Genomic DNA, 19,566 nt, shown 5'->3' with positions numbered 1-19,566 from the left:
TTCCTTACTTGGACACGTTCTGAGTGCGTCCGTAGTCGGGTTGCATCTCAAAGGTTCGGAATTCCCGATTCACGTATCTTCCAGACCGATCCTTTTCGACCACGCGCATATAGACGTTCTGTACAAATTCGCGAGAGACCGGGTCGATCTTCACCGGGCCACGCGGGCTTTCCCAAGAAAAGCCCTTTGCGCTGGCAAGGGCCTTGGTGCCATCCCTCTTCCCGTCCGTCGCCTTGACCATGTGATAGATCACATGCAGTCCGTCAAACGCGTTCGCAAGCTGAACGGTCGGAATGGCCTTGGGATCAACTTCGCTCAGGGTCTTGACGACAGCATCGTTCAGAGCCGAATTGTGTGATGCCGAATAGAACATGCCAGTCTCGATGCCGAGCAGATCCGGGCCGATCGCTCGCAGTTGATCCTCATCGGTCTCGGCAGTACCGAGAAAGCGCACGCCAGCCGCCCTTAATCCGGCCTCGTTGTATGCCTTGACCATTGCGTAGGTCGCGGGACCGCCGGGGGCAAAGACGTAGAGCGCATCGGGCTTGAGTGCCTTCACGCGCTGCATCAGGGGGCCGAAGTCAGTCGTCTTCAGCGGAGCGCGGATGCCCTCAAGCAACTTGCCTCCACCGCTGACGAACGCTGTCGTGAAGGCCTTCTCGGCATCGAGACCGGGACCAAAATCGCTGACCAGGGTGACGACGCTTTTGACATTTTTCTCCAGCGCATACTTGGCCACTGGGACCGCCATCTGCGGCAAGGTGTACGAGGTGCGCAACAGGTAGTCCGACTTGTCGAGAAGCGACGATGTGGATGCGTTGAAGATCACGACCGGCACCTTGGCCTCTTGCGCGAGCGCAGCGACGGCCAATGTGTCCGGCGTGAAATAGAGGCCGGCGATGTACTGGGCGCCTTCCTTGATGACAAGCTCCTGCGCCAGTGCCTTGGCTTGTGCGGGGTTGATCTCCGGAAGGTCGCGGTAGATGACCTCGATCGTGTGCCCTCCCGCTGTTGTGCCGTTGAGTTTCTGGTACGCCTTCGTCGCACCCTCCCAAGTTTGACCTACTGCAGAGAACGGTCCGGACATTGGTGCGATGACACCAACCTTGATGACGTCGGCGCGGCTTTGAAACGCGATCGCCGCAAGTGAGACCGCCAGTGCGGCAACGAGTTTGATGGTCATTTGATTCTCCAGGTGGTGGGGTTGCTGGCACGCTGTGCGTTGGGGCTGTGACGGAAGTGAAGGACGGAACTTTTGAGTGAGTGGATGGGTGTCAGTCCGACATGCGGTGTTCTTTCGCAGCGGTTGCTCCCAGGGCCACATCGCAGGGCATCAAGGTCGCGTACTTCTGGTTCATGTCGAAAAGATTGGCTTCGTGCGCCTGCAGCGAGCGGTCGCCCACGCAGTCGGTGACAACGAGGGGACGGAAACCGTGGCACATGGCGTCAACCACGCTGGCGCGAACACAGCCGCTGGTCGTGCATCCCGCAATGAGCAAGGTCTGCACGCCACGTTGATTGAGCCAAGCCGCCAGTGAAGTGCCGAAGAAGGCCGAGGGGTTGGTCTTGCGCAGCACCAGCTCGCCGCCGATGGGCTGAAGCTGCGGCACGATCTGGCTTTCCGGCGCGTCCTCGCGCAGGGCGAGGATGGGTGGCACTTTGAGCGCGAAGATGTTGGCGTCGGCTCCATCGTCCTGGTACACGACCCGTGTGTGCACGACCGGCCATTTGCGCGTGCGTGCTGCCGCCAGAAGGCCGCGCGTGCATTCGATGGCCGGTTCGATGTTGCCGCCTCCGAAGGTGAGCGGATCAGCGAATCCATTGACGAAGTCGATGATCAGCAGGCCGTACGGCGCTTTGGGCGCGAGGGTATTGCCGAAGCCCTGCTTCTGGTAGATGTCTTGATCGGGACTCATTGAAAAGCCTCGTCAATGACCTTGCCAGCTCGAACCACGACGATGTCATCGAGCTTCACCGTGCAGTTGCGCAACGGAATGTCGAGGTGACAAGGCGTCGTGCGAGGGCCTCCGGCCTCATTGTTTGGTCCCAGGGAGAAAAGGAAATTGCCTTCGAACGCACGCGCATCCTGGCCGGATGTCGCCTCGCGATCCATCAGCGATAGCGTGTGCCAGTAGCAACGTGGCTGCATCCCCCAGCCGATGTGCGCGATCGCGTAGGCTTCTGGGTCTTTGTAGGCCTCCATGAACTCGCGCAACATGGCCGCGTCAACGTCACCCTCGATGCTGCGCACGAAACCTTCGCGCAGATTCAATGTGATCTTGTTCGAGACGTAGTTCTTCTGCGGCAGCAGAATATCGCCGCGATCAATCACGATGGTGCCGTCGCTACCGCCCTCGTTGGCGAAGGTAAAGAGGAACCCGCTCGGCCAGTGATCCCAGCGCCCCGGTTCCTCGCAAAATCCGTACTCGCTGATGGTCGGGAAATCGCCGAGTTGGAAGGTCACATCTGTGCCGGCCGGCGACGTCACGTGCATCTTCCTCGCTTTTTTAAGCAGCTTCGATGCCTCCAGGACCCGCTTGCGATCGGCCTCGGTGGGCACCGCCCGCACCAGTACCTCGGGCGGTTCCACGGCCAGGAGAATCTTCGTTCCAGACTCGAGAATCTCCATCTGTTCGGGCGAGAAAAGCAGCAGCATCAAGTCGAGGACGAGGTCGCTATTCTTCATCGCCGCGAGTGCGACTGGGTTATTGGTAAGGGGTGTTTCGCCCAGGTAGTTCATCAGGTCGCGGCTGGGGGCTTTCTCCGCATTGATGGGCTGCAGCTCGATTTTGGTGACGACCGCGCCGGCGGCCTGAGCTGCAATCGTTGCCGTCTGAAGTGTCTGCGGATGGGTGTGAGGGCCGCACAGGATGGAGACCTTCTGTCCACGCTCCACCTTGCTGAGCTTCAGAACCTCGTCCCAAGCCTTGACCATTTGATAATCGCTGACTGGCATTTTTCGTCCTTTTGAGTGAAGTGTCAGAACTGCAGGAGCGCAAGCTCTTCCGGGCTGCCTAGCTTGAAGAGCCGGCGAGCATTGCCATGGCACACCTGGGCACGGGTTTTTTCGTCCAGCGGCGCCTCCTCGATGAACTTGCAGGCCTCGGCGGTTGACTCGTAGGGGTAGTCCACCGAAAAGAGCACAGCCTTTGCCCCGAGCTCGCCAATCGCACCCAGCAGTGACGGTGCGGAGCACACGCCAGACGTGGTGATCAGAATGTTGCTGCCGATGTACTCGCTGGGTTTGCGCGCCAACTTGATGCCCGATGGATACGCGGCGAATCGGCTGTCCATGCGCCAACGCTGGTACGGCAGGGCTTCCCCCATGTGGCCCAGCAGCAGGGTCAGGCGCGGGAATCGGTCGAACACCCCGCCGAACAGCAGGCGCAACGCATGACCCGCCGTTTCGACGCCCCATCCCCAGGTGGCTCCTTGGAGCACCGGCATGCCTTCCAGCAGAGCCGGTGGTTGACTGAACGCGTTGGGATGCAGATAGATGGGCACGCCGAGCGCCTGCGCGCGCTCCCAGAACACATCGAACTCGCCGCCTTCGTAGTAGCGACCCAATGTGTGGCCGTTGATCATCGCGCCTTTGAAGCCATGTTCGGCGACGGTGCGTTCCAGCTCTTTGGCTGCGGCCAGGGGATCTTGCAGTGCCACGTGCGCAAAGGCGCCGAAGCGTCCCGGATGGCGTGCCACGCGCTCAACGAGGAACTCGTTGTTCTCGCGCGCACGGCGGATGGCGATGGCGCGATCCACCTCAGCCTGCACACCAGGCATCGTTTGCGACAGCACGACGTACTCGATGTTTCCTGCATCCATCTCCGCAAGGCGCTGGTCGTCGAAGTCGGTCAGCTTGGAGTCGAGCTTTGCGACGAATTCGGTTGGCAGCGCTCGTGTGTACTTGGCAGAGTACTCGTCGAAGCCGGGCGCAGAGAAGTGCTCCTCCAGCGCGATTTTTGGGGTTTGGTTCATAGTCGTCCTAAGTGGCCTCAGACTGGATATGCCAAGGCGGTGTCAAGAATTTCCGTGTCGTGCACCACTTCGCGGCTTGCAATAAGTAGCCGGTCGCCTTCTCGCACGAAATGGTCGTGATAGACGCCAGCCAAATGCACTGTGGAAGGGCCCTCGACCAGGGTCTGCATCAAGATGAAGGGCGTTTGGGAGCTGATCGTCTTTCCTGCCTCCTGCAGTACTCGCGTGATCCCCAATACATGCAGCATGTGCCGTGGCGCGAACATCTGCGAGTGCGCGACGGCAAGGGCGCGGTCGATGATCATGTTGTGCCCCTCGCAGTAAACGAGTCCCACGGGCATGTTCAGAAGTGCGTTCTGGCGCGAAGTAATGCGATACGTCGCTTCCTTGCTGAAAAAGTCGGGCCACCGTTCGACGTCGTTCGCGTCCAGGGCGGCGCAGTACTCGGCATTGAAGGACTCGATCTCGGCGCGCAGCTCGGCCGCGCGTTGAGGCGAAATCGCGGACGTGGCGTAGGCGAGTCGCTCCTTCATGCTGCTTGCTCCGCAACACGGATGCCCATGACGCCCCGGTAGTATTGGTAGAGCGAGCGGATGCAGGACTCTGAGATGAGATTGCGTGCCGTGCCTTGATGGCCCGCATCGAGCTTGACGACGTTGTTGTCCGTGGACGAGTTGCGCAGGCCTTCCTGCACGAACTTCAATGCCTCGTTGTCCTCAAGGCCCAGGAAGCCGGAAGGGCCCATCAAGTTCCCCTGGCGAAGGCGGTGCCGCGTCATTTCCGCGGTGTCATCTTCATAGCCGAACATGGTCCACTGCATCACCATGCTGTTCGGACCGTTCGGGATGATCTGGCGCACACCCATCGTGTTCATCTGGCGTTGAACGATCAGGTTCGGCCACATGGTCATCATGTTGGCGGACCAGGGCGACTTGAACTCTCGCACGTAGTCCAGGAATCGTTCGTCGCGCAGCCTGAGCTTGTCGCTGAACGATCGCATCTCCGCCTTGTCGTCAGCGGCAACAGTGGCATAGATCTCGTCCGGCTTGGCCGAAGCCATGAAGCCGTGGCGGCCATGCTCCTTGTCTGCAAACACGATCGATTTGATGCCCGGCACCAGCAGGCCAAACACCACGAGAAACGAATGGAGCAGCGTTGCGTGGTACGGATCCTTGAGGTTCTCGTGGTACATCTTCCAGTTGCACGGAAGCTCGTTGCGGCAATAGCCCAGGATCTTGAGTTTCTTGCCCGAGAAGGGGACGTCGAACTCCTCGACGATCTCCTTGGTCATGTACTCTTCCAGAGGGGGCGTCTTGTCGGAGTAGGTTGCGAACACCACGCCGTTGCGTGTGGCCACGCGCAACTGGCGGGTGCCGTGGTCGGCGTTCTTGAAGTCCGCGGGCATGCCGCCTACCTTGTTGATGCCGCGCTTGAACGGAACGCCCTGCAGGTTTCCCTTGAGGTCGTATGACCATTGGTGATATGGGCAGACAAATTCCTTCGTATTCCCCTGGCTGGAGCGGCAGAACTCGGCGCCGCGATGGGCACAGCGATTTTCGAAGACGGAGATCGTGTTGTCCTCCGCACGAACGATCACCACGGCCGTGGCGCCGACATAGCCACGCTTGTAGTCGCCCGGGTTTGGAATCTCCGCTTCCAAGGCCACAAAGTTCCACGTGTCCCCCCGAAAGATGCGTTCGATCTCCTGGTCATAGATGGCTTGACTGGTGTAGACCCAGTCCGGAATGTTGTTCAGGGCGTCCGCTGGCCAGACACACTGCTCCAAGGGCGGATTCTTTCGGGCATTCGTAATGCCGATGACCGCCTGCGATTGATACATGGAATCTCCTGAGGCTTTGAAGGTTGGTTAAACGGTCGCCGCGGCGTCGGCTTGCATCTGCTTGGCCCATGCGCGCAGATTGATGGCGTCCAGCTGAAAGTCCTCCAACTGCACGGGCCGCCCACGTTCGAAAAGAGGGCGAATGGCTCGCAAATCAGAGCCTGCATTGATGGCCACGCCGTGTAGCGGAACAGAACCCCGATGGCCAATCCACAGCGCCTTGTCATTGGACGGGTCACCGCGGCGCACATATTCAAGATCGGGAGCCGGCAGGCCAAGCACCTGAATGTTGTGCTTTCCCTGATCGGTCCAGAACCACGGTATGGCCGGCACCGGAAGAGGAGCGCCGAGCATGGCGGCGGCGGCAGTGCGCGCCTGCTCATTCGCGTTCTGCCATGATTCCAGGCGCGTTGGCGCAGCCTGGCCAGGGCGCTGTTGACTGGTGCAGTCCCCGCACGCGAACACGTGTTCGTTGCTGGTGCGGCAAGCCGCGTCCACCAGAATGCCGCCGCCTGCCGCGACCTGGAGGCCCGCATTGCGAGCTAGAGCGTCATTGGGCGAAAGGCCGATTGCGACGATCACCTCATCAACTTCCAGATCGGCGACGTCGGTGATCAAGCGCATGCGACCGCTTGACAGTGACTGGACGTCGCGGAGGGAGACTCCGAGCAGGATCCGTGCGCCTGCATCTTGCATGCCAGATTCCAGCCATGCCGACGCCTCGGGTGGTAGAAAGCGATCGAGCAAGGACGTTGCGCGCTCGAGAACTGAAACCTCGGCTCCTGCCGAGAGTGCGGAATTGGCAACTTCGAGCCCCAGGAAGCCGCCGCCCAGAATTGCGATTTGCGGCTTGACCTGAAGGGCCGCTCGCAGCCTCCGCGCGTCATCAAGGGTGCGGATGTAGTGCACGCGGGGATTGGCGGGCGGGGCGGATGCAAGTGTGTTTGCCTCACCGCCTGTGGCGATCAGACACATCTCGTACTCGAGCACCTGACCGTCGGCAAGACGTACATGCTGCTGCCGAAGATCCAATGCAACGGCGTCACTGCTGCTCAGCAGGTCGATATTGCTGCGCGTCCAGGAATCTTCCGCCAGTACATCGAGCCTGGGCTCTTCAGCAGCCACCAACACGGCCTTGGACAATGGCGGGCGCTCATACGGTCTGTGGCGCTCCCGACCCAGCATCGTGATCCGGCCTCGGTAGCCCTGCTCGCGCAGAGCGTGTGCCGCGACGGCCGCCGATTGACCCGCACCAACGATAACAACGCCGGGCGACATCATTTGCCGACCGGTGACAACACATAGATGTCGTCGCCATCTCGTTTTACGGCATGCGTGCGCAGGTCCACGGTGACCGGCGCACACATCGCCTTGCCTGTACGAACATCGAAGCGGCCTTGATGCAACGGGCATTCAACACAGCCGTCTTCCACGAAACCTTCTGACAGCAGAGCAGTGGCATGCGTGCACATGCTGTCGGTGGCGAAGAACTCATCTTCGATTCGGTACAGCGCGACGCCGTAGCCGGCGACGTTGACGGTCTTAGCTTCGTCGTTCATCAGCTCCTCCGCCGAGGCAACCTTGATCCAATCCATGACTCCATCCTGTGACTTCGGGCATCCAAACAAATACTCAGTGAACTGTCATATTAGTCCGCTTGATGTTTATGTTCAAGTGCGGGTTTGTACTTGATAGGGTCGCACCAGGTTGGGCACGGAGATCGTTAATTCGGAGCCATGATGGGGCATTTATCGCTGGAAGAATGCACCTCAACAGGTGGCTATCTATGTTCGGGTTTGCGCTGATGAACTTCGTCTTCCAATATCCATCTGCCAGTCATATACTTGTGACAGTACACGTCGTATTGATGGCGCGGCGGTGCGCTGAACGCAGTCTCGGACTTCGCACCACAAAGGCTGCGCCAGGCGGTTGCACAACCAGTGCGAGCCCGGGCGGACAAGGTAGTTAAGTAAAAGGAAACGCATGGACCAAGCAGACATTCCGGCGAGACTGCTAAAGCGCGAAGGCATTGGAGCCCGATTGCCTCGCAAGGAGGACGCCCGTCATATGGTGGGCAAAGGCAATTTCGTTGGTGACTTCGTATTGCCCGGCCTTCAGGAAGTTGCGTTCTTGCGCAGCCCTTTGGCGCACGCGACCATTACTGGAGTTGAGATTCCTGAAGAGCTTGCCGGGAAGGTGTTCCTGCGCGAGATGATGACCGATGCGGCAGATATCGGCTCGCCTTCTTCGCTGCCCACATACCAATACTCAGCGTTGCCGCCGCTGGCCTCGGGCAAGGTTCGCCACGTGGGGGAGGCCATCGCCATGGCTGTCGCTCCGACTCGTGCAGTGGCGGAAGACCTGCTCGAAGAGGTGCAGGTCTCGTATGACGAACTGCCCGTCTACCATAGTGCTGAGTCCTCGCTCGCTGCCACGGGGGAATTCCTGCACCCTGGGTGGAAAGACAATGTGTTTCTCACACTGCAGGCCAATCGTGACTTCGATGAGCTTTCCGCGAAGGCTGAGGTGAAAGTCAGCCGCACGGTCGAGCTGTCACGTCAGTGCATCGTGCCTCTAGAGGGAAAGTCGGTTTTGGCCTACTGGGATTTCCAGACCGATCAGCTCGTGGTCGTCAGCGCGACTCAAGTTCCGCATTTGCTGCGCGTGGGGATTGCTCAGCACCTTTCGATGGATGAAGGGGCTGTGCGCGTCGTGTCCCCTGACGTCGGCGGCGCGTTTGGCTACAAAGGTCAGCTCTACCCTGAGGATCTGTGCATAGCCTGGCTGGCCAAGACCTATCGGACGCCATTCCGCTATCTCGAAGACCGACGTGAGCATCTGATAGTCGGTGCCAACACGCGGCAGCATCACTATCAGCTCACGGCCTATGCTGACCGAACGGGAAAGCTCCTGGCGTTGGACGCTGTCATCACCATCGATGGCGGCGCATATTCCTACTATCCTTTCTTTGTCGGTCTGGAGCCTGGCCAGGCAATCGGCAACCTGCCTGGGCCGTACGCCTTTCGCGGCTATCGGTGCGAGACCCTGTGCGTTGCAACCAACAAGCCAGGGTTCATGGCCTATCGGGGAGTGGCTCGCACCGGCGTGTGCTTCGCGATCGAACTTCTCATGGATGCCGTGGCGCGTGAAGTTGGGCGCGAGCCTTGGGAGGTCCGGATGGACAACTTGGTCCCGGCCGCCGCGATGCCTTACGTCAATGTGGCCAACAAGCACTTCGACAGCGGCGACTTTCCAGCGAGTCTGCGCCGCGCCGTGGAGATGATCGGACTCACAGCTGTCCGTAAGCGCCAAGCTCGAGGAGAGCCGGACGGTCGTCGGATCGGGTTCGGTACGGCAACCTATACCGAGCAATCTGCCCACGGCACGACGGTGTTCGCCAACTGGGGTTTGCCGGTGGTGCCAGGTTTCGATCAGGCGCTTGTCAGGATGACCGCGGATGGCGGGCTCGAAGTGCGCGTCGGCGTGCACTCGCATGGCCAGGGCATGGAAACCAGCTTCGCGCAGATCGCCAATGACGTACTCGGAATTCCTGTTGCGAGAATTCGGGTTGTGCATGGCGATACAGCGCTCACCCCCTTCTCGTCCGGGACCTACGCCTCTCGGGCCACGGTCATGTCAGGGGGGGCTATCTCGACCGCCTGCAAGGAACTTTTGCCTCGGATTCAGTCAATCGCAGGCTATCTCATGGGCGTGGACCCGCACACGGTCGCATTGATCGAGGGGCGTGCTATCGCAGGGGAAAAGTCGATTCCCCTGTCTGAAGTGGGTGGCGCGTGGTACCTCACGCCACAGGACTTGCCGGCCAACGTTCATCTCGGTGGCCTGGAAGTCTCACGTGCGTACAAGCCCAAGGTCGACACCGGTACCTTCACGTACGCGACCCACGCTGTGGTTGTTGCGGTCGACACGCAGACGGGTGAGGTGGAGATCCTCGACTATGTAGTGGTTGAAGATTGCGGCACGATGGTCAATCCGATGATCGTGGAGGGGCAGACTATCGGCGGCATCGCACAGGGTATTGGTACTGCGATGTACGAAGAGAGTCCTTACGACGACCAAGGCCAGCCGTTGGCTTCCACGCTGGCTGACTACATCTTGCCTGGCGCCACGGAAGTGCCGCGCATCCGTATCGAGCACTTCGAGACACCGTCGCCACACACCGAGTTCGGTGCCAAGGGCGTGGGAGAAGGTGGCGCAATTGCACCACCGGCTGTGATCTTCAATGCCGTGAACGACGCGTTGCGAGGCACTGGTGCTGCCGAGGTGCTGATGACGCCTTTGACGCCGCGTCGCTTGCTCAAGGCCCTCGAAAGCTCGAAGCTGGAACAGGAGCGCGTCAAGTGAAGGCGCCGAAATTTGCATATACACGCATCCTCGACGTGGATGAGGCGCTGGCGGTGCTGGCCAAGGGAGGCGGCACTGCGAAGGCGATGAGCGGAAGCCAGTCCCTTGGTCCAATGCTCAACCTGAGATTGGCGCGGCCGGCGCAAGTGGTCGACGTCGCAAACATCCCCAGTCTGCGCGCTGTCAGTCGCAAGGCTGAATGGGTTGAGATCGGCGCTGCCGTGACGCACGCCGAGATCGAGGATGGCATACACCAGGCGTTGGCTGGGCATCCGATGCGTCAAGTCGCGAGCGGGATCGCCTACCGCGCGATTCGTACCCGCGGCACCGTCGGAGGTAGCTTGGCGCATGCCGATCCTGCGGCTGACTGGGTGGTTACGCTCGCGGCACTTGGTGCGCGCATCGTGGCTAGGTCGCCGCGCGGTGAGCGCACGATCGAGGCCGACGCGCTCATGCTCGGCGCCTATACAACCGTGCTTGAGTCCGACGAGTTAATTGTGGCCATCAACGTGCCTTCCGAGACGCCGACGACGCACTGGGGGTATCACAAGGTCTGCCGCAAGCCTGGCGAATTCGCTGAAGCCAGCGCGGCGGTTTACTTCGATGTCTCGCGCAAGTGTGCGCGAATTGTTCTCGGCGCCGCGGACGGTCCGCCCATTCTGCTGAATGAATTGGCGGCTGAGATTGCCAGCAAGGGCGCCGGCGCTGCGCGGCGTGAACTGCTGCAAGAGGCCGTCAGCGTCGCGCTCCCCGAACGCGACGCCATCGATCTGAAGCTTTTCACAGCCTGTGTGGAACGCGCACTCGAGCAGTCCGGCGTTTTCGCCGACCTAAAACAAGCGGAGTAAAAGACTTGGACCCGATTTCTATTCAAGTAAATGGCCGCAGCTTCAGCCGGGAGGCGGAGCCAAGGATGCATCTTGGCGACTTCCTGCGGAACGAACTGCGCCTGACCGGGACTCATCTCGGCTGCGAGCATGGGGTCTGCGGCGCATGCACAGTGCTTGTCAACGGCCAGCCCACGCGTTCGTGCATCACTTTCGCGGTGGCATGTGAAGGCCAAGAGGTCACCACCATCGAGGGCTACGACGATGATGCCGTGATGCAACTGCTTCGGCCGGCGTTCACGCGCCACCACGCGCTGCAGTGCGGCTTCTGCACACCTGGAATGCTCACGACGGCGCGCGACATCGTGCTTCGCTTGCCCGACGCTGACGAAGCGCGCGTACGGCTCGAGCTATCTGGGAACTTGTGCCGTTGCACCGGATACCAGGGGATTGTGGATGCCATCCTGGACGTATTACAACAGCAGCGCGACGCTCCCGACGTGCGATTTGAAAAACTGCGGGAAAGACTGAGCTCGTCACCAGCTGTTGCGATGAGTCGAATCTCTACGCCAGGACAGACCGAACAGTCCTCTCGCTCCCCAAGCAAACCAACAAGCGCGGATTCGATCGCTCCTGCGGAGATGGCGGAAGTCGACCCGGTGGCGATGGCTAGGGCTAAGGCCAAGGGCAACGCGATCCAAGTCTATTTCGATGTACCTTATCCGGTGAATCGGGTGTGGGAATTCATGGGCGACCTGCCGGCGGTTGCGTCCTGCTTGCCCGGTGCGACCATCGACTCGCACGAAGGCGAGAGGGTCAAGGGCACGATCGCCATCAAGTTCGGCCCGATGTCGGCGGCTTTCGCTGGCGCAGCGCGGCTGGAGCGTGACGACGCTGAAAAGCGGGCCGTCCTTCGCGGTGCCGGCCAAGACAGTCTGAGCAAGTCGCGCACGCAAGGAGACATTACTTATCGGCTGGAAGCACTGTCGGCCGATAACACCCGTGTGCACGTAGACATGATTTATGCACTGCAGGGCCCACTCGCCCAATTCTCCCGCTCCGGACTGGTAAAGGATTTCGTGCGCCGCATGGTCGCGGATTTCGGCAAGCAGATCACGCGAAGGCTGGGCGGGCAAACGGTTGCTTCCAACGAACCACAGCCCACGGTCTCGATCGCCGGGATGATGTGGAGCGTGCTTTGGAATCGCGTACGTGGCTGGTTTGGAAAGAACCCGCAGGTCTAGCTCGGCTCGGAGTCGCGATGAGTTCCTTTCTCTATGGCTATCACGTACGCGCTAACGGGGTGCGCCTGCACCTCTTGCGCTATGGAGGGCAGGGCCCTCGCTTACTCCTGTTGCCCGGCATCACCAGCCCAGCCATTACGTGGGGCTTCGTCGCCGAGCGATTGGCTCGGCACTTCGACGTCCATGTCCTTGACTTCCGGGGCCGCGGCTTGTCCTTCAGCGCACCTGGGATGGTCGCAAGTCTTGATGCAATGTCGGCCGACGTGCTCGATCTGCTGGATGTTCTGGGATGGTCATCCGTGACGCTGCTGGGTCACTCGATGGGCGCCCGAGTTGCGATTCGCGCCACCGCGCGCGACCCACAGCGCATAGCCAAGCTGCTGCTTGTGGACCCCCCAGTGTCAGGCCCTGGTCGCCGGGCCTATCCAGTACCTCTGTCCTGGTACATAGAGTCTATTCATCTGGCCGTCCAAGGCATAACGGCCGAAGAGTTGCGCCTCTACGCCCCAACCTGGACAGATGAACAACTGCAACTGCGCGCCGAATGGCTCCATACGTGCAATGAGGATGCGATCGTCCAAGCGCATGTTGGCTTCCACGAGGACGATATCCACGCCGATCTGTCCAAGCTGCATAGGCCCGGACTTCTAATGGCTGCGGGGCGTGGAGGAGTGATGCTCCCGGAAGACTTGGCTGAGATCAAAGCGCTAGCGCCTGGCTTGGAGCAATGTACGGCCTCCAGCGCTGGCCACATGATCCCGTGGGATGACGAGGAAGACTTTTATAGCCTTCTTGGCGGGTACCTGAATGTCGACTTGCTGTAGCGCAAGTTGAGGCGAAGTTGATCTCCTATTCACAAGCGAGGGAGTCGATACACTCACCGGATGACACTATCGGCGACCTAGAGATGACGACAAAGCGTGCTCCCGCTCGGAAAAAGACAGGCCGCTCAACTGATGTAGCCAAGCCCTCAGGCCCCGAGCCTTTTAATCCGCTGCGCCAAGTAATGTGGCGTCGTCCGGGTTTCCTGATCCGTCGGCTGACTCAGATCGGCCAGGCGATTTTCTTCGATTTGTGCAAGTCCGAAAGCATCACGCCGCTTCAGGTCGGTATGCTGACGGCGCTTTCGATGAACCCTTGGCTTGATCAGAAAGCAATTGGTCGAGAGCTTGCCCTGGACCGCACGACCACTGCAGAAGTGCTGAAGCGTTTGAGCGACAAAGGATTGGTTGAGACTCGAGTAAATCCAGACGATCGTCGCTCAAGACTTTCAGTGATCACCAAAGAGGGCTTAAAGCTGATCAACGATTTGCAAGAAAGCATATACCTTTCTCAAGAACTGTTGGTCGAGCCTCTTCCTCCAGAGGATCGCGCCGTTTTCATGAAACTGCTTAGTCAGCTTGTGGATGCTCATGAACGAATGGACAAACGGAGCTAAACCGTCTGATGCAGATTTTCGCTTTAGTCGGGATCTGCAAAGAGTCATCATCAAGACGGTAACTGTGCGCTGCCCGCAAGGATTGCGACGGCGATTGTGCTTTCAGCAAGCGCCGCTGCTGATGTTTCGCAGGTGATGGGCGCCGCAGCGCTGGCGGCACTGGGCGGGGCTTCCGCAGCAGGGCCAGGCGACGCGGGGAGGGTGCCAATGGCCCTGATGGCGCCATGACTGCCCCCGCCACCACATCCACTGAGAAGGGATGCGGCCAACGCGATGGCCAAGATGTGTCCTTTATGCATTGCTGTCTCCGTTTGACCTATCACGGAGACCATTGCTAACTGGCCCGCATCGCGCCAATGCCGGTTTTTATGCATTTGATGCTTTCAAAGACCACACGTTGCCATCAGTTCCAACAGTGCCGGCACGCCGCTATCGGCCAGCGCCGGGACTCCCGAGCGGCGTCGCACCAGCCTTGACTGCCGCAGCCCAAAGCGCCTCTCCTGCAGCACCCGCAGGCTGTCTCGCGCGATAAAGGCATATCTGCAGTTGAACGTCAAAGCTATCGTCCTGAGTCGCTTTCACCAGCCGATGCGCTTCCAGGTCTTCTTCGATCAAGGTCCGGGGCAGCCACGCAATCCCACGGCCGTCCAACGCCATGGTCCGAAGAACCGAGGCCAGATGAGCAGTGAAGACGACCTGAACTTTCAACGCCGCCAGTTTCGGGCCAAGAACGGCGCGCTTGATCTGTCCAATGCCCGACTCCACGCTGTATTGCAGGATTGGCACCACTTGATTGGCGCCTGTCTCAAGCCAATGAAGCGGCTTGCCACTTGCATCAGGCGCACACACCGGCAGAAGCTGATCGTTTCCAACCACCATCGACGTGTATGCGTCCGACTGCAATGAACCGTGGGTCGTGGGGTGCGCGTGGCTCAGCACGAACTGAACCTTGCCTTGATGCAGCAGCGCTTCGCACTTCGGCAGTACGTCGGACATGAGTTGCACCGGCCCCAATGTGGCGTGGGCTTCAAGGGTTCGCAACCAGCGCGGCAGGAACGTGAATGAAAGCGCGTGTGTGGCAGCCAGCCGCAAGGTCGCAGAGTGCATCTGCGCAACTGCCTTTGCCTCTTCGGGCAGCGAAGCTACGCGCTCCAGCAGCTTCTCGGCCACTTCGCCGAACCATTCGCCCGCGACAGTCAGCTTCGCGGGTTGCGAAGTGCGATCGAAGAGATCGACGCCGAGCCAGGTCTCCAGGGCCCTGATTCGCCTGCTGAATGCCGGCTGCGTGACATTACGCTCATCCGCGGCGCGGGAGAAGTTGCCCGAGGTTGCCAGCACCTTGAAATCTTCAAACCATACGAAATTCATCGGCAGTGCTTTCAGAGCATCAGAGGCAAGAAAAAGAGCATTGTTCAAACGGGCGGCAGGCCGTCAATATCACGCTTTTGCATACACATCAGGAGTCAGAGTGAAGATTGTCGAGATCCGAGAGAAGACGATGCCGATCAGTTCGCCGATTCGAAACGCGTACATCGACTTTAGCAAGATGACGCTGAGCCTCGTCGCAGTCGTCACCGACGTGATCCGCAATGGCAAGCCAGTGGTCGGCTATGGCTTCAATTCAAACGGCCGCTACGGCCAAGGCAAGCTGATGCGCGAGCGCTTCATCCCTCGGATCATGGAAGCGGATCCTTCTTCGTTGATCGATGCGACGGGCGACAACCTCGACCCGCACAAGATCTGGAACACCATGTTCACCAACGAGAAGCCCGGCGGCCATGGGGAGCGATCGGTCGCCATCGGCACGATCGACATGGCCGTCTGGGACGCTGTCGCGAAGATTGAAGGGAAACCGCTTTTCCAGCTCCTTGCGGACCGATACGGCAACGGCAAGCCCAACCGCAAGATCTTCGTCTATGCCGCGGGCGGCTACTACTATCCGGGGCAGGACCACAAGAAGCTGCAGGACGAGATGCGCAGCTACGTCGACCGCGGCTACACGGTCGTGAAGAAGAAGATCGGTGGCGCCTCCCTCGACGAGGACCTGCGTCGCATCGACTCCATCATGGAAGTGCTGCAAGACGGGCAGAAGCTCTGCGTCGACGCCAACGGCCGCTTCGACCTGGAGACGGCGATCGCCTACGCCAAGGCCCTGTCGCAATACGACCTCTTCTGGTATGAGGAGCCGGGCGATCCGCTCGATTTCGAGCTGCAAGCCGCCCTGCGCAATTTCTACAAGAACCCGATGGCCACCGGCGAGGACCTGTTCTCCATGCAGGATGCGCGCAATCTGATCCGCTACGGCGGCATGCGCCCGGATCGCGACTGGCTGCAGTTCGATTGCGCCCTCAGCTATGGACTGGTGGAGTACCTGCGCACGCTCAACATGCTCAAGGAGCACGGCTGGTCGGCAAGCCGCTGCATCCCGCACGGCGGCCACCAGATGTCGCTCAACATTGCCGCGGGCCTTGGCCTGGGGGGCAACGAGTCGTACCCCGATCTTTTCCAGCCCTTCGGTGGCTTCCCGGACGGCGTGAAGGTGGAAAACAGCTTCGTCACGCTGCCCGACCTCCCCGGCATCGGCTTTGAAGGCAAGGCCGATCTGTATCGCGAGATGCAGGCCCTGTCGGCCTGAAGTTCAACAAAAAATACAGGAGACAAGACATGATCAATTCAACGCGTTCAATGCGCTCAATGCGCTTCATTGCCGGCGTGGCATTGGCCAGCGCCGCTTCCGTGGCCCTCGCTGAATTTCCGGACAAGCCGATCACGCTGGTTGTGCCGTTCGCCGCGGGCGGCCCGACCGACAAGATCGCTCGCGACCTTGCCGAGGCGCTCCGCAAGCCGCTGGGCCAGACCATCGTCGTCGACAACGTCATCGGCGCGGGCGGCACGATCGGTTCGGCCAAGGTAGCCAGAGCCACTCCGGATGGCTACACCCTGCTGGTCAACCACATCGGCATGGCGACTGCGCCTGCCCTGTACCGGAAGCTGAGCTACAAGGTGCCCGACGATTTCGAGACGCTGGGCCTCGTCAACGAAGCGCCCTCGGTGGTGATTGGCAAGCCCTCGCTCCCGGCCAACAACTTTGCCGAGCTTCGTCAATGGATTGCAGCGAACGGGAACAAGGTGAACATCGCCAATGCGGGACTGGGATCCGCATCGCACCTTTGCGGCCTGATGTTCCAGAACGCGCTGAAGACCACCATGACGACGGTCCCCTACAAGGGAACGGCTCCCGCCATGACCGACCTGATCGGCGGCCAGGTCGACCTCATGTGCGAGCAAGCCGTCAACGCGGTGCCGCAGATCGAAGGCAAGAAGGTCAAGACCTATGGCGTGACGAGCCTGCAGCGCTTGCCGCTGCCGGCTCTCAAGGACACCGCGACGCTTTCGGAATCGGGCCTCAAGGACTTCGATGTGCAAGTCTGGCATGGGCTCTACGCACCCAAGGGAACGCCGCCGGCCGTGGTCGCCAAGCTGAACACTGCGCTCCGCGCCGCGTTGAAAGACCCTGAGTTGATCAAGCGCGAGGAGGCGCTTGGCCTGACCGTTGTGACCGACGACCGGCTCGAGCCGGCAAATCACAGGAAGTTCTTGGAAGCGGAGAAGAACCGCTGGGCGAAGGTGATCAAGGACGCTGGCGAATACGCGGACTGAATCCGACAAGAGCGAACCCTCGTTTGCTCTACACGGCAGGTGGACGTCTTGGCGTCCACCATCGCGCGGCTTTGGCATCGTACGAGCTTGGTTCAATTTCAATCGCCGAAGGCCGTCTTCGATGAGCCGCCAAGCCATTTCGTCTCCAGTGCTTTTCGCAAGACTGACGTCGAAGATCCGCCTGCGGCATCTTCAGCTGCTGGTCGCGGTCGATGAGTTCAAGAGTCTGCGGCGACGCGCGCGCTCGCGAGGTGGAAGCACTTCTGGACGGAGAGCTTTTCGACCGCCACCATCGAGGTATGTCACGGATCCGCAGACTACTGGACCCATTATTGGAAGTCATATGCGAAGAACGAATGAGGTATTCGCTATTTGAATGCGGCTTTCCGAAACCGGGATTCGAGTGCGGTTCCAGCCTAGGAGTTAAGAATGACACCTCTTCCCAAACTCTCCTCCGTCAGTGCGACACGTACACTTCCCGAGATAACCGATGAAACCTCCAGTGCAGCCCGATCCATGTCGATTTGCAACTCAACGCGCCTTCGAGTCTTGGCTGCGGAAGAACTGTTCGACATCCGACGGCATTTGGCTGCTCATTGCGAAAGCGGGTGCCGAGAAGGCGACCGTCACTTACCCGGAGGCACTGGAAGTGGCGCTTTGCTTCGGCTGGATCGACGGGCAGAAGAAGTCTGTTGACGCACAGCACTGGCTGCAGCGCTTCTCACCGCGACGTGCGCGGAGTTTGTGGTCGAAAGTCAACCGCGCGAAAGCGGAGGCGTTGATCGAATCGGGTCGAATGCAGCCCACTGGAATGGCCGAGATCGATCGAGCGAGAGCCGACGGGCGATGGGACGCAGCCTACGCCGGCGCGCGAACGGCGGTGGTGCCGCCTGATCTGCAGACTGCACTCGACGCCCAGCCCGAAGCACTGGGTTTCTTCACCCAATTGGACAGCGCGAACCGCTATGCAGTGCTGTGGCGGATCGAGACTGCCAAGAAGCCCGAGACACGTTCCCGTCGGATCGAAAAGCTCGTGGCGATGCTGGCACGAGGCGAGAAGATCCACGGCTAGAGCGCGTCCCGCAGTCCCGCAGGCACCTTGGCATCACACTGATTTCGGCAACAAGGCGGGCACCAACTGCCGGTTGAGCTGCTTCACCCACCATTTGAGGGCCTCCCCCATCACGCCGTTCTTCCAGCCGAGCCAGAACGCTTCCGGCGGGCGCGGTTCCTCGGTCTGCAGCTCGACCAGCGTGCCTCGTGCCAGTTCGCCGCCGATGCAGGCGCGCGGCAGAAAACCATGTCCGAGCCCGGCGACCTGGCAGGCCACCTTGGCGGCCATCGAGGGCACGGCGATCCGTGGCTGTCCCGCGAGCAGTCCGACCGTGCGTTCGGACAGCGTTCGCGCGCTGTCGCTAACCACGATGGCGTTGTGCTCCAGAAGGTCGCCGCGCCCCAGTGGCCGCTTGACGCGCGTCAGGGCATGGGTGGGCGCGACACAGAAGGCGAAGTCGAGGCTGCCCACCATCACTGCCTCGTAGCCGCCGCCCGCAGGCCCTTCGCCCGCGGCGATGACCACGTCGGCACGGCCCTCGCGCAGTGCCTCCCAACTGCCGGTGAGCGCCTCGCAGCCGATGCGCAGCCGCGTGCCGCAGCGCAGGGCCTCGAAGGCGCGCACATCATCGATGAGCGCCACTGTCGGGATCAGCGAGTCGTGCACCAGCCGCAGCTCCGATTCGAACCCGGTGGCGATCTGCCGCATGCGCGACTCGAGCTCGCTCGCAGCTCCCAGCAGCCAGCGCCCCTCCTTGAGCATTTCGCTGCCGGCGGCGGTCAGCGTCACGCGTGGGCCGTTGCGCTCGAACAGTTGCATACCGAGTTGATCTTCGAGCTTGCCGACCGCATAGGAAATCGTGGAGGGCACCTTGTTCAGGCGCACGGCGGCGGCCGCGAACGAGCCGTGGCGGTCGATGGCGTCGACCACCTCGATGGCTTCCAGGCTGAGCTTGAGCACGCGGGGGTTCCTTGGCGATGAACAGGTTTGTCGGGCGATGTTCGAAAAATTCGCTCATAGAGGCCTAAAAGTTTCGCCGAAGGGCCACGCCTCCGGCCCGAAGATTCATTCCGTCGCTCGGAAGTCCTTCGGGCGGCAAGAGTGAATTCAATCGAACTCGAACATCGCAAAGGAGCGAATCATGCCGGAAATCCGCCGCGGTG

At 60.6% G+C, this 19,566-nt stretch carries 18 protein-coding genes; 8 read left to right on the top strand and 10 right to left on the bottom strand.

Going from position 1 to position 19,566, the window contains the following annotated elements; all coding sequences use genetic code 11:
• Positions 1 to 4: 4 nt before the first annotated feature.
• The 8 genes from AC1DSF_RS18955 to AC1DSF_RS18920 are packed head-to-tail and all read right to left on the bottom strand — an operon-like array spanning position 5 to position 7,410.
• Positions 5 to 1,324, bottom strand: coding sequence for an ABC transporter substrate-binding protein (locus AC1DSF_RS18955; RefSeq protein WP_478124161.1), 1,320 nt, complete (start codon positions 1,322 to 1,324; stop codon positions 5 to 7).
• The gene (locus AC1DSF_RS18950) at positions 1,275 to 1,916 is read right to left on the bottom strand and encodes an isochorismatase family protein (RefSeq protein WP_478124160.1); all 642 of its coding nucleotides are present in this window, start codon (positions 1,914 to 1,916) and stop codon (positions 1,275 to 1,277) included. The genes AC1DSF_RS18955 and AC1DSF_RS18950 overlap by 50 nt, the downstream gene beginning before the upstream one ends.
• The gene (locus AC1DSF_RS18945; protein WP_478183236.1) at positions 1,913 to 2,956 is read right to left on the bottom strand and encodes a 2,5-dihydroxypyridine 5,6-dioxygenase NicX family protein; all 1,044 of its coding nucleotides are present in this window, start codon (positions 2,954 to 2,956) and stop codon (positions 1,913 to 1,915) included. The genes AC1DSF_RS18950 and AC1DSF_RS18945 overlap by 4 nt, the downstream gene beginning before the upstream one ends.
• A 23-nt stretch (positions 2,957 to 2,979) precedes the next feature.
• A complete protein-coding gene (locus AC1DSF_RS18940; protein WP_478124158.1) occupies positions 2,980 to 3,975 on the bottom strand; it encodes an amidohydrolase family protein in 996 nt (331 codons plus the stop codon).
• Positions 3,976 to 3,992: 17 nt separating this feature from the next.
• Complete coding sequence (locus tag AC1DSF_RS18935) at positions 3,993 to 4,508, bottom strand: aromatic-ring-hydroxylating dioxygenase subunit beta (RefSeq protein WP_478124157.1); 516 nt, start codon at positions 4,506 to 4,508, stop codon at positions 3,993 to 3,995.
• Positions 4,505 to 5,815 carry an aromatic ring-hydroxylating oxygenase subunit alpha gene (locus AC1DSF_RS18930; protein WP_478124156.1) on the bottom strand — a complete coding sequence of 437 codons (1,311 nt, stop codon included), beginning with the start codon at positions 5,813 to 5,815 and terminating at the stop codon, positions 4,505 to 4,507. The genes AC1DSF_RS18935 and AC1DSF_RS18930 overlap by 4 nt, the downstream gene beginning before the upstream one ends.
• A gap of 27 nt (positions 5,816 to 5,842) precedes the next feature.
• Entirely contained in the window at positions 5,843 to 7,096 is a 1,254-nt protein-coding gene (locus tag AC1DSF_RS18925; protein WP_478124155.1) for an NAD(P)/FAD-dependent oxidoreductase, read from the bottom strand.
• On the bottom strand, positions 7,093 to 7,410 hold the full coding sequence (locus AC1DSF_RS18920) for a non-heme iron oxygenase ferredoxin subunit (RefSeq protein WP_478124154.1): 318 nt from the start codon (positions 7,408 to 7,410) through the stop codon (positions 7,093 to 7,095). Before AC1DSF_RS18920 ends, AC1DSF_RS18925 begins: the two co-directional genes overlap by 4 nt.
• 388 nt (positions 7,411 to 7,798) lie before the next feature.
• Here AC1DSF_RS18920 and AC1DSF_RS18915 point away from each other — a divergent pair, with 388 nt between their 5' ends.
• The 5 genes from AC1DSF_RS18915 to AC1DSF_RS18895 all read left to right on the top strand — a co-directional run bounded on the left by AC1DSF_RS18915 (position 7,799) and on the right by AC1DSF_RS18895 (position 13,689).
• Positions 7,799 to 10,180: a xanthine dehydrogenase family protein molybdopterin-binding subunit gene (locus AC1DSF_RS18915; protein WP_478124153.1), complete on the top strand. Its 2,382-nt coding sequence runs from the start codon at positions 7,799 to 7,801 to the stop codon at positions 10,178 to 10,180.
• Positions 10,177 to 11,028, top strand: a complete 852-nt coding sequence (locus AC1DSF_RS18910; protein ID WP_478124152.1) for an FAD binding domain-containing protein — start codon at positions 10,177 to 10,179, stop codon at positions 11,026 to 11,028. Before AC1DSF_RS18915 ends, AC1DSF_RS18910 begins: the two co-directional genes overlap by 4 nt.
• A gap of 5 nt (positions 11,029 to 11,033) precedes the next feature.
• Complete coding sequence (locus AC1DSF_RS18905; RefSeq protein WP_478124151.1) at positions 11,034 to 12,251, top strand: xanthine dehydrogenase family Fe-S subunit; 1,218 nt, start codon at positions 11,034 to 11,036, stop codon at positions 12,249 to 12,251.
• Positions 12,252 to 12,268: 17 nt separating this feature from the next.
• Positions 12,269 to 13,075: an alpha/beta fold hydrolase gene (locus tag AC1DSF_RS18900; protein WP_478124150.1), complete on the top strand. Its 807-nt coding sequence runs from the start codon at positions 12,269 to 12,271 to the stop codon at positions 13,073 to 13,075.
• Between the two features lie 83 nt (positions 13,076 to 13,158).
• Positions 13,159 to 13,689, top strand: a complete 531-nt coding sequence (locus AC1DSF_RS18895; RefSeq protein WP_478124149.1) for a MarR family winged helix-turn-helix transcriptional regulator — start codon at positions 13,159 to 13,161, stop codon at positions 13,687 to 13,689.
• Between the two features lie 429 nt (positions 13,690 to 14,118).
• On the opposite strand, the gene AC1DSF_RS18890 is transcribed toward AC1DSF_RS18895, so the two are convergent.
• Positions 14,119 to 15,057: a LysR substrate-binding domain-containing protein gene (locus AC1DSF_RS18890; protein WP_478124148.1), complete on the bottom strand. Its 939-nt coding sequence runs from the start codon at positions 15,055 to 15,057 to the stop codon at positions 14,119 to 14,121.
• 100 nt (positions 15,058 to 15,157) lie between these two features.
• On the opposite strand from AC1DSF_RS18890, the gene AC1DSF_RS18885 reads away from it, so the two are divergent.
• From AC1DSF_RS18885 to AC1DSF_RS18875, 3 genes are all read left to right on the top strand, one after another.
• Positions 15,158 to 16,324: a mandelate racemase/muconate lactonizing enzyme family protein gene (locus AC1DSF_RS18885; protein WP_478124147.1), complete on the top strand. Its 1,167-nt coding sequence runs from the start codon at positions 15,158 to 15,160 to the stop codon at positions 16,322 to 16,324.
• Positions 16,325 to 16,374: 50 nt separating this feature from the next.
• Positions 16,375 to 17,349, top strand: coding sequence for a tripartite tricarboxylate transporter substrate-binding protein (locus tag AC1DSF_RS18880; RefSeq protein WP_478124693.1), 975 nt, complete (start codon positions 16,375 to 16,377; stop codon positions 17,347 to 17,349).
• A 490-nt stretch (positions 17,350 to 17,839) separates the two neighbouring features.
• The gene (locus AC1DSF_RS18875; protein WP_478124146.1) at positions 17,840 to 18,421 is read left to right on the top strand and encodes a YdeI/OmpD-associated family protein; all 582 of its coding nucleotides are present in this window, start codon (positions 17,840 to 17,842) and stop codon (positions 18,419 to 18,421) included.
• A gap of 33 nt (positions 18,422 to 18,454) precedes the next feature.
• On the opposite strand, the gene AC1DSF_RS18870 is transcribed toward AC1DSF_RS18875, so the two are convergent.
• Positions 18,455 to 19,363, bottom strand: a complete 909-nt coding sequence (locus AC1DSF_RS18870; protein ID WP_478124145.1) for a LysR family transcriptional regulator — start codon at positions 19,361 to 19,363, stop codon at positions 18,455 to 18,457.
• Between the last annotated feature and the right edge of the window lie 203 nt (positions 19,364 to 19,566).

The sequence above is a fragment of the Variovorax sp. 01N429 genome (assembly GCF_056399425.1).
The sequence above is the reverse complement of the archived record's forward strand: the minus strand, read 5'-3'. Positions and strand labels throughout refer to the sequence as shown.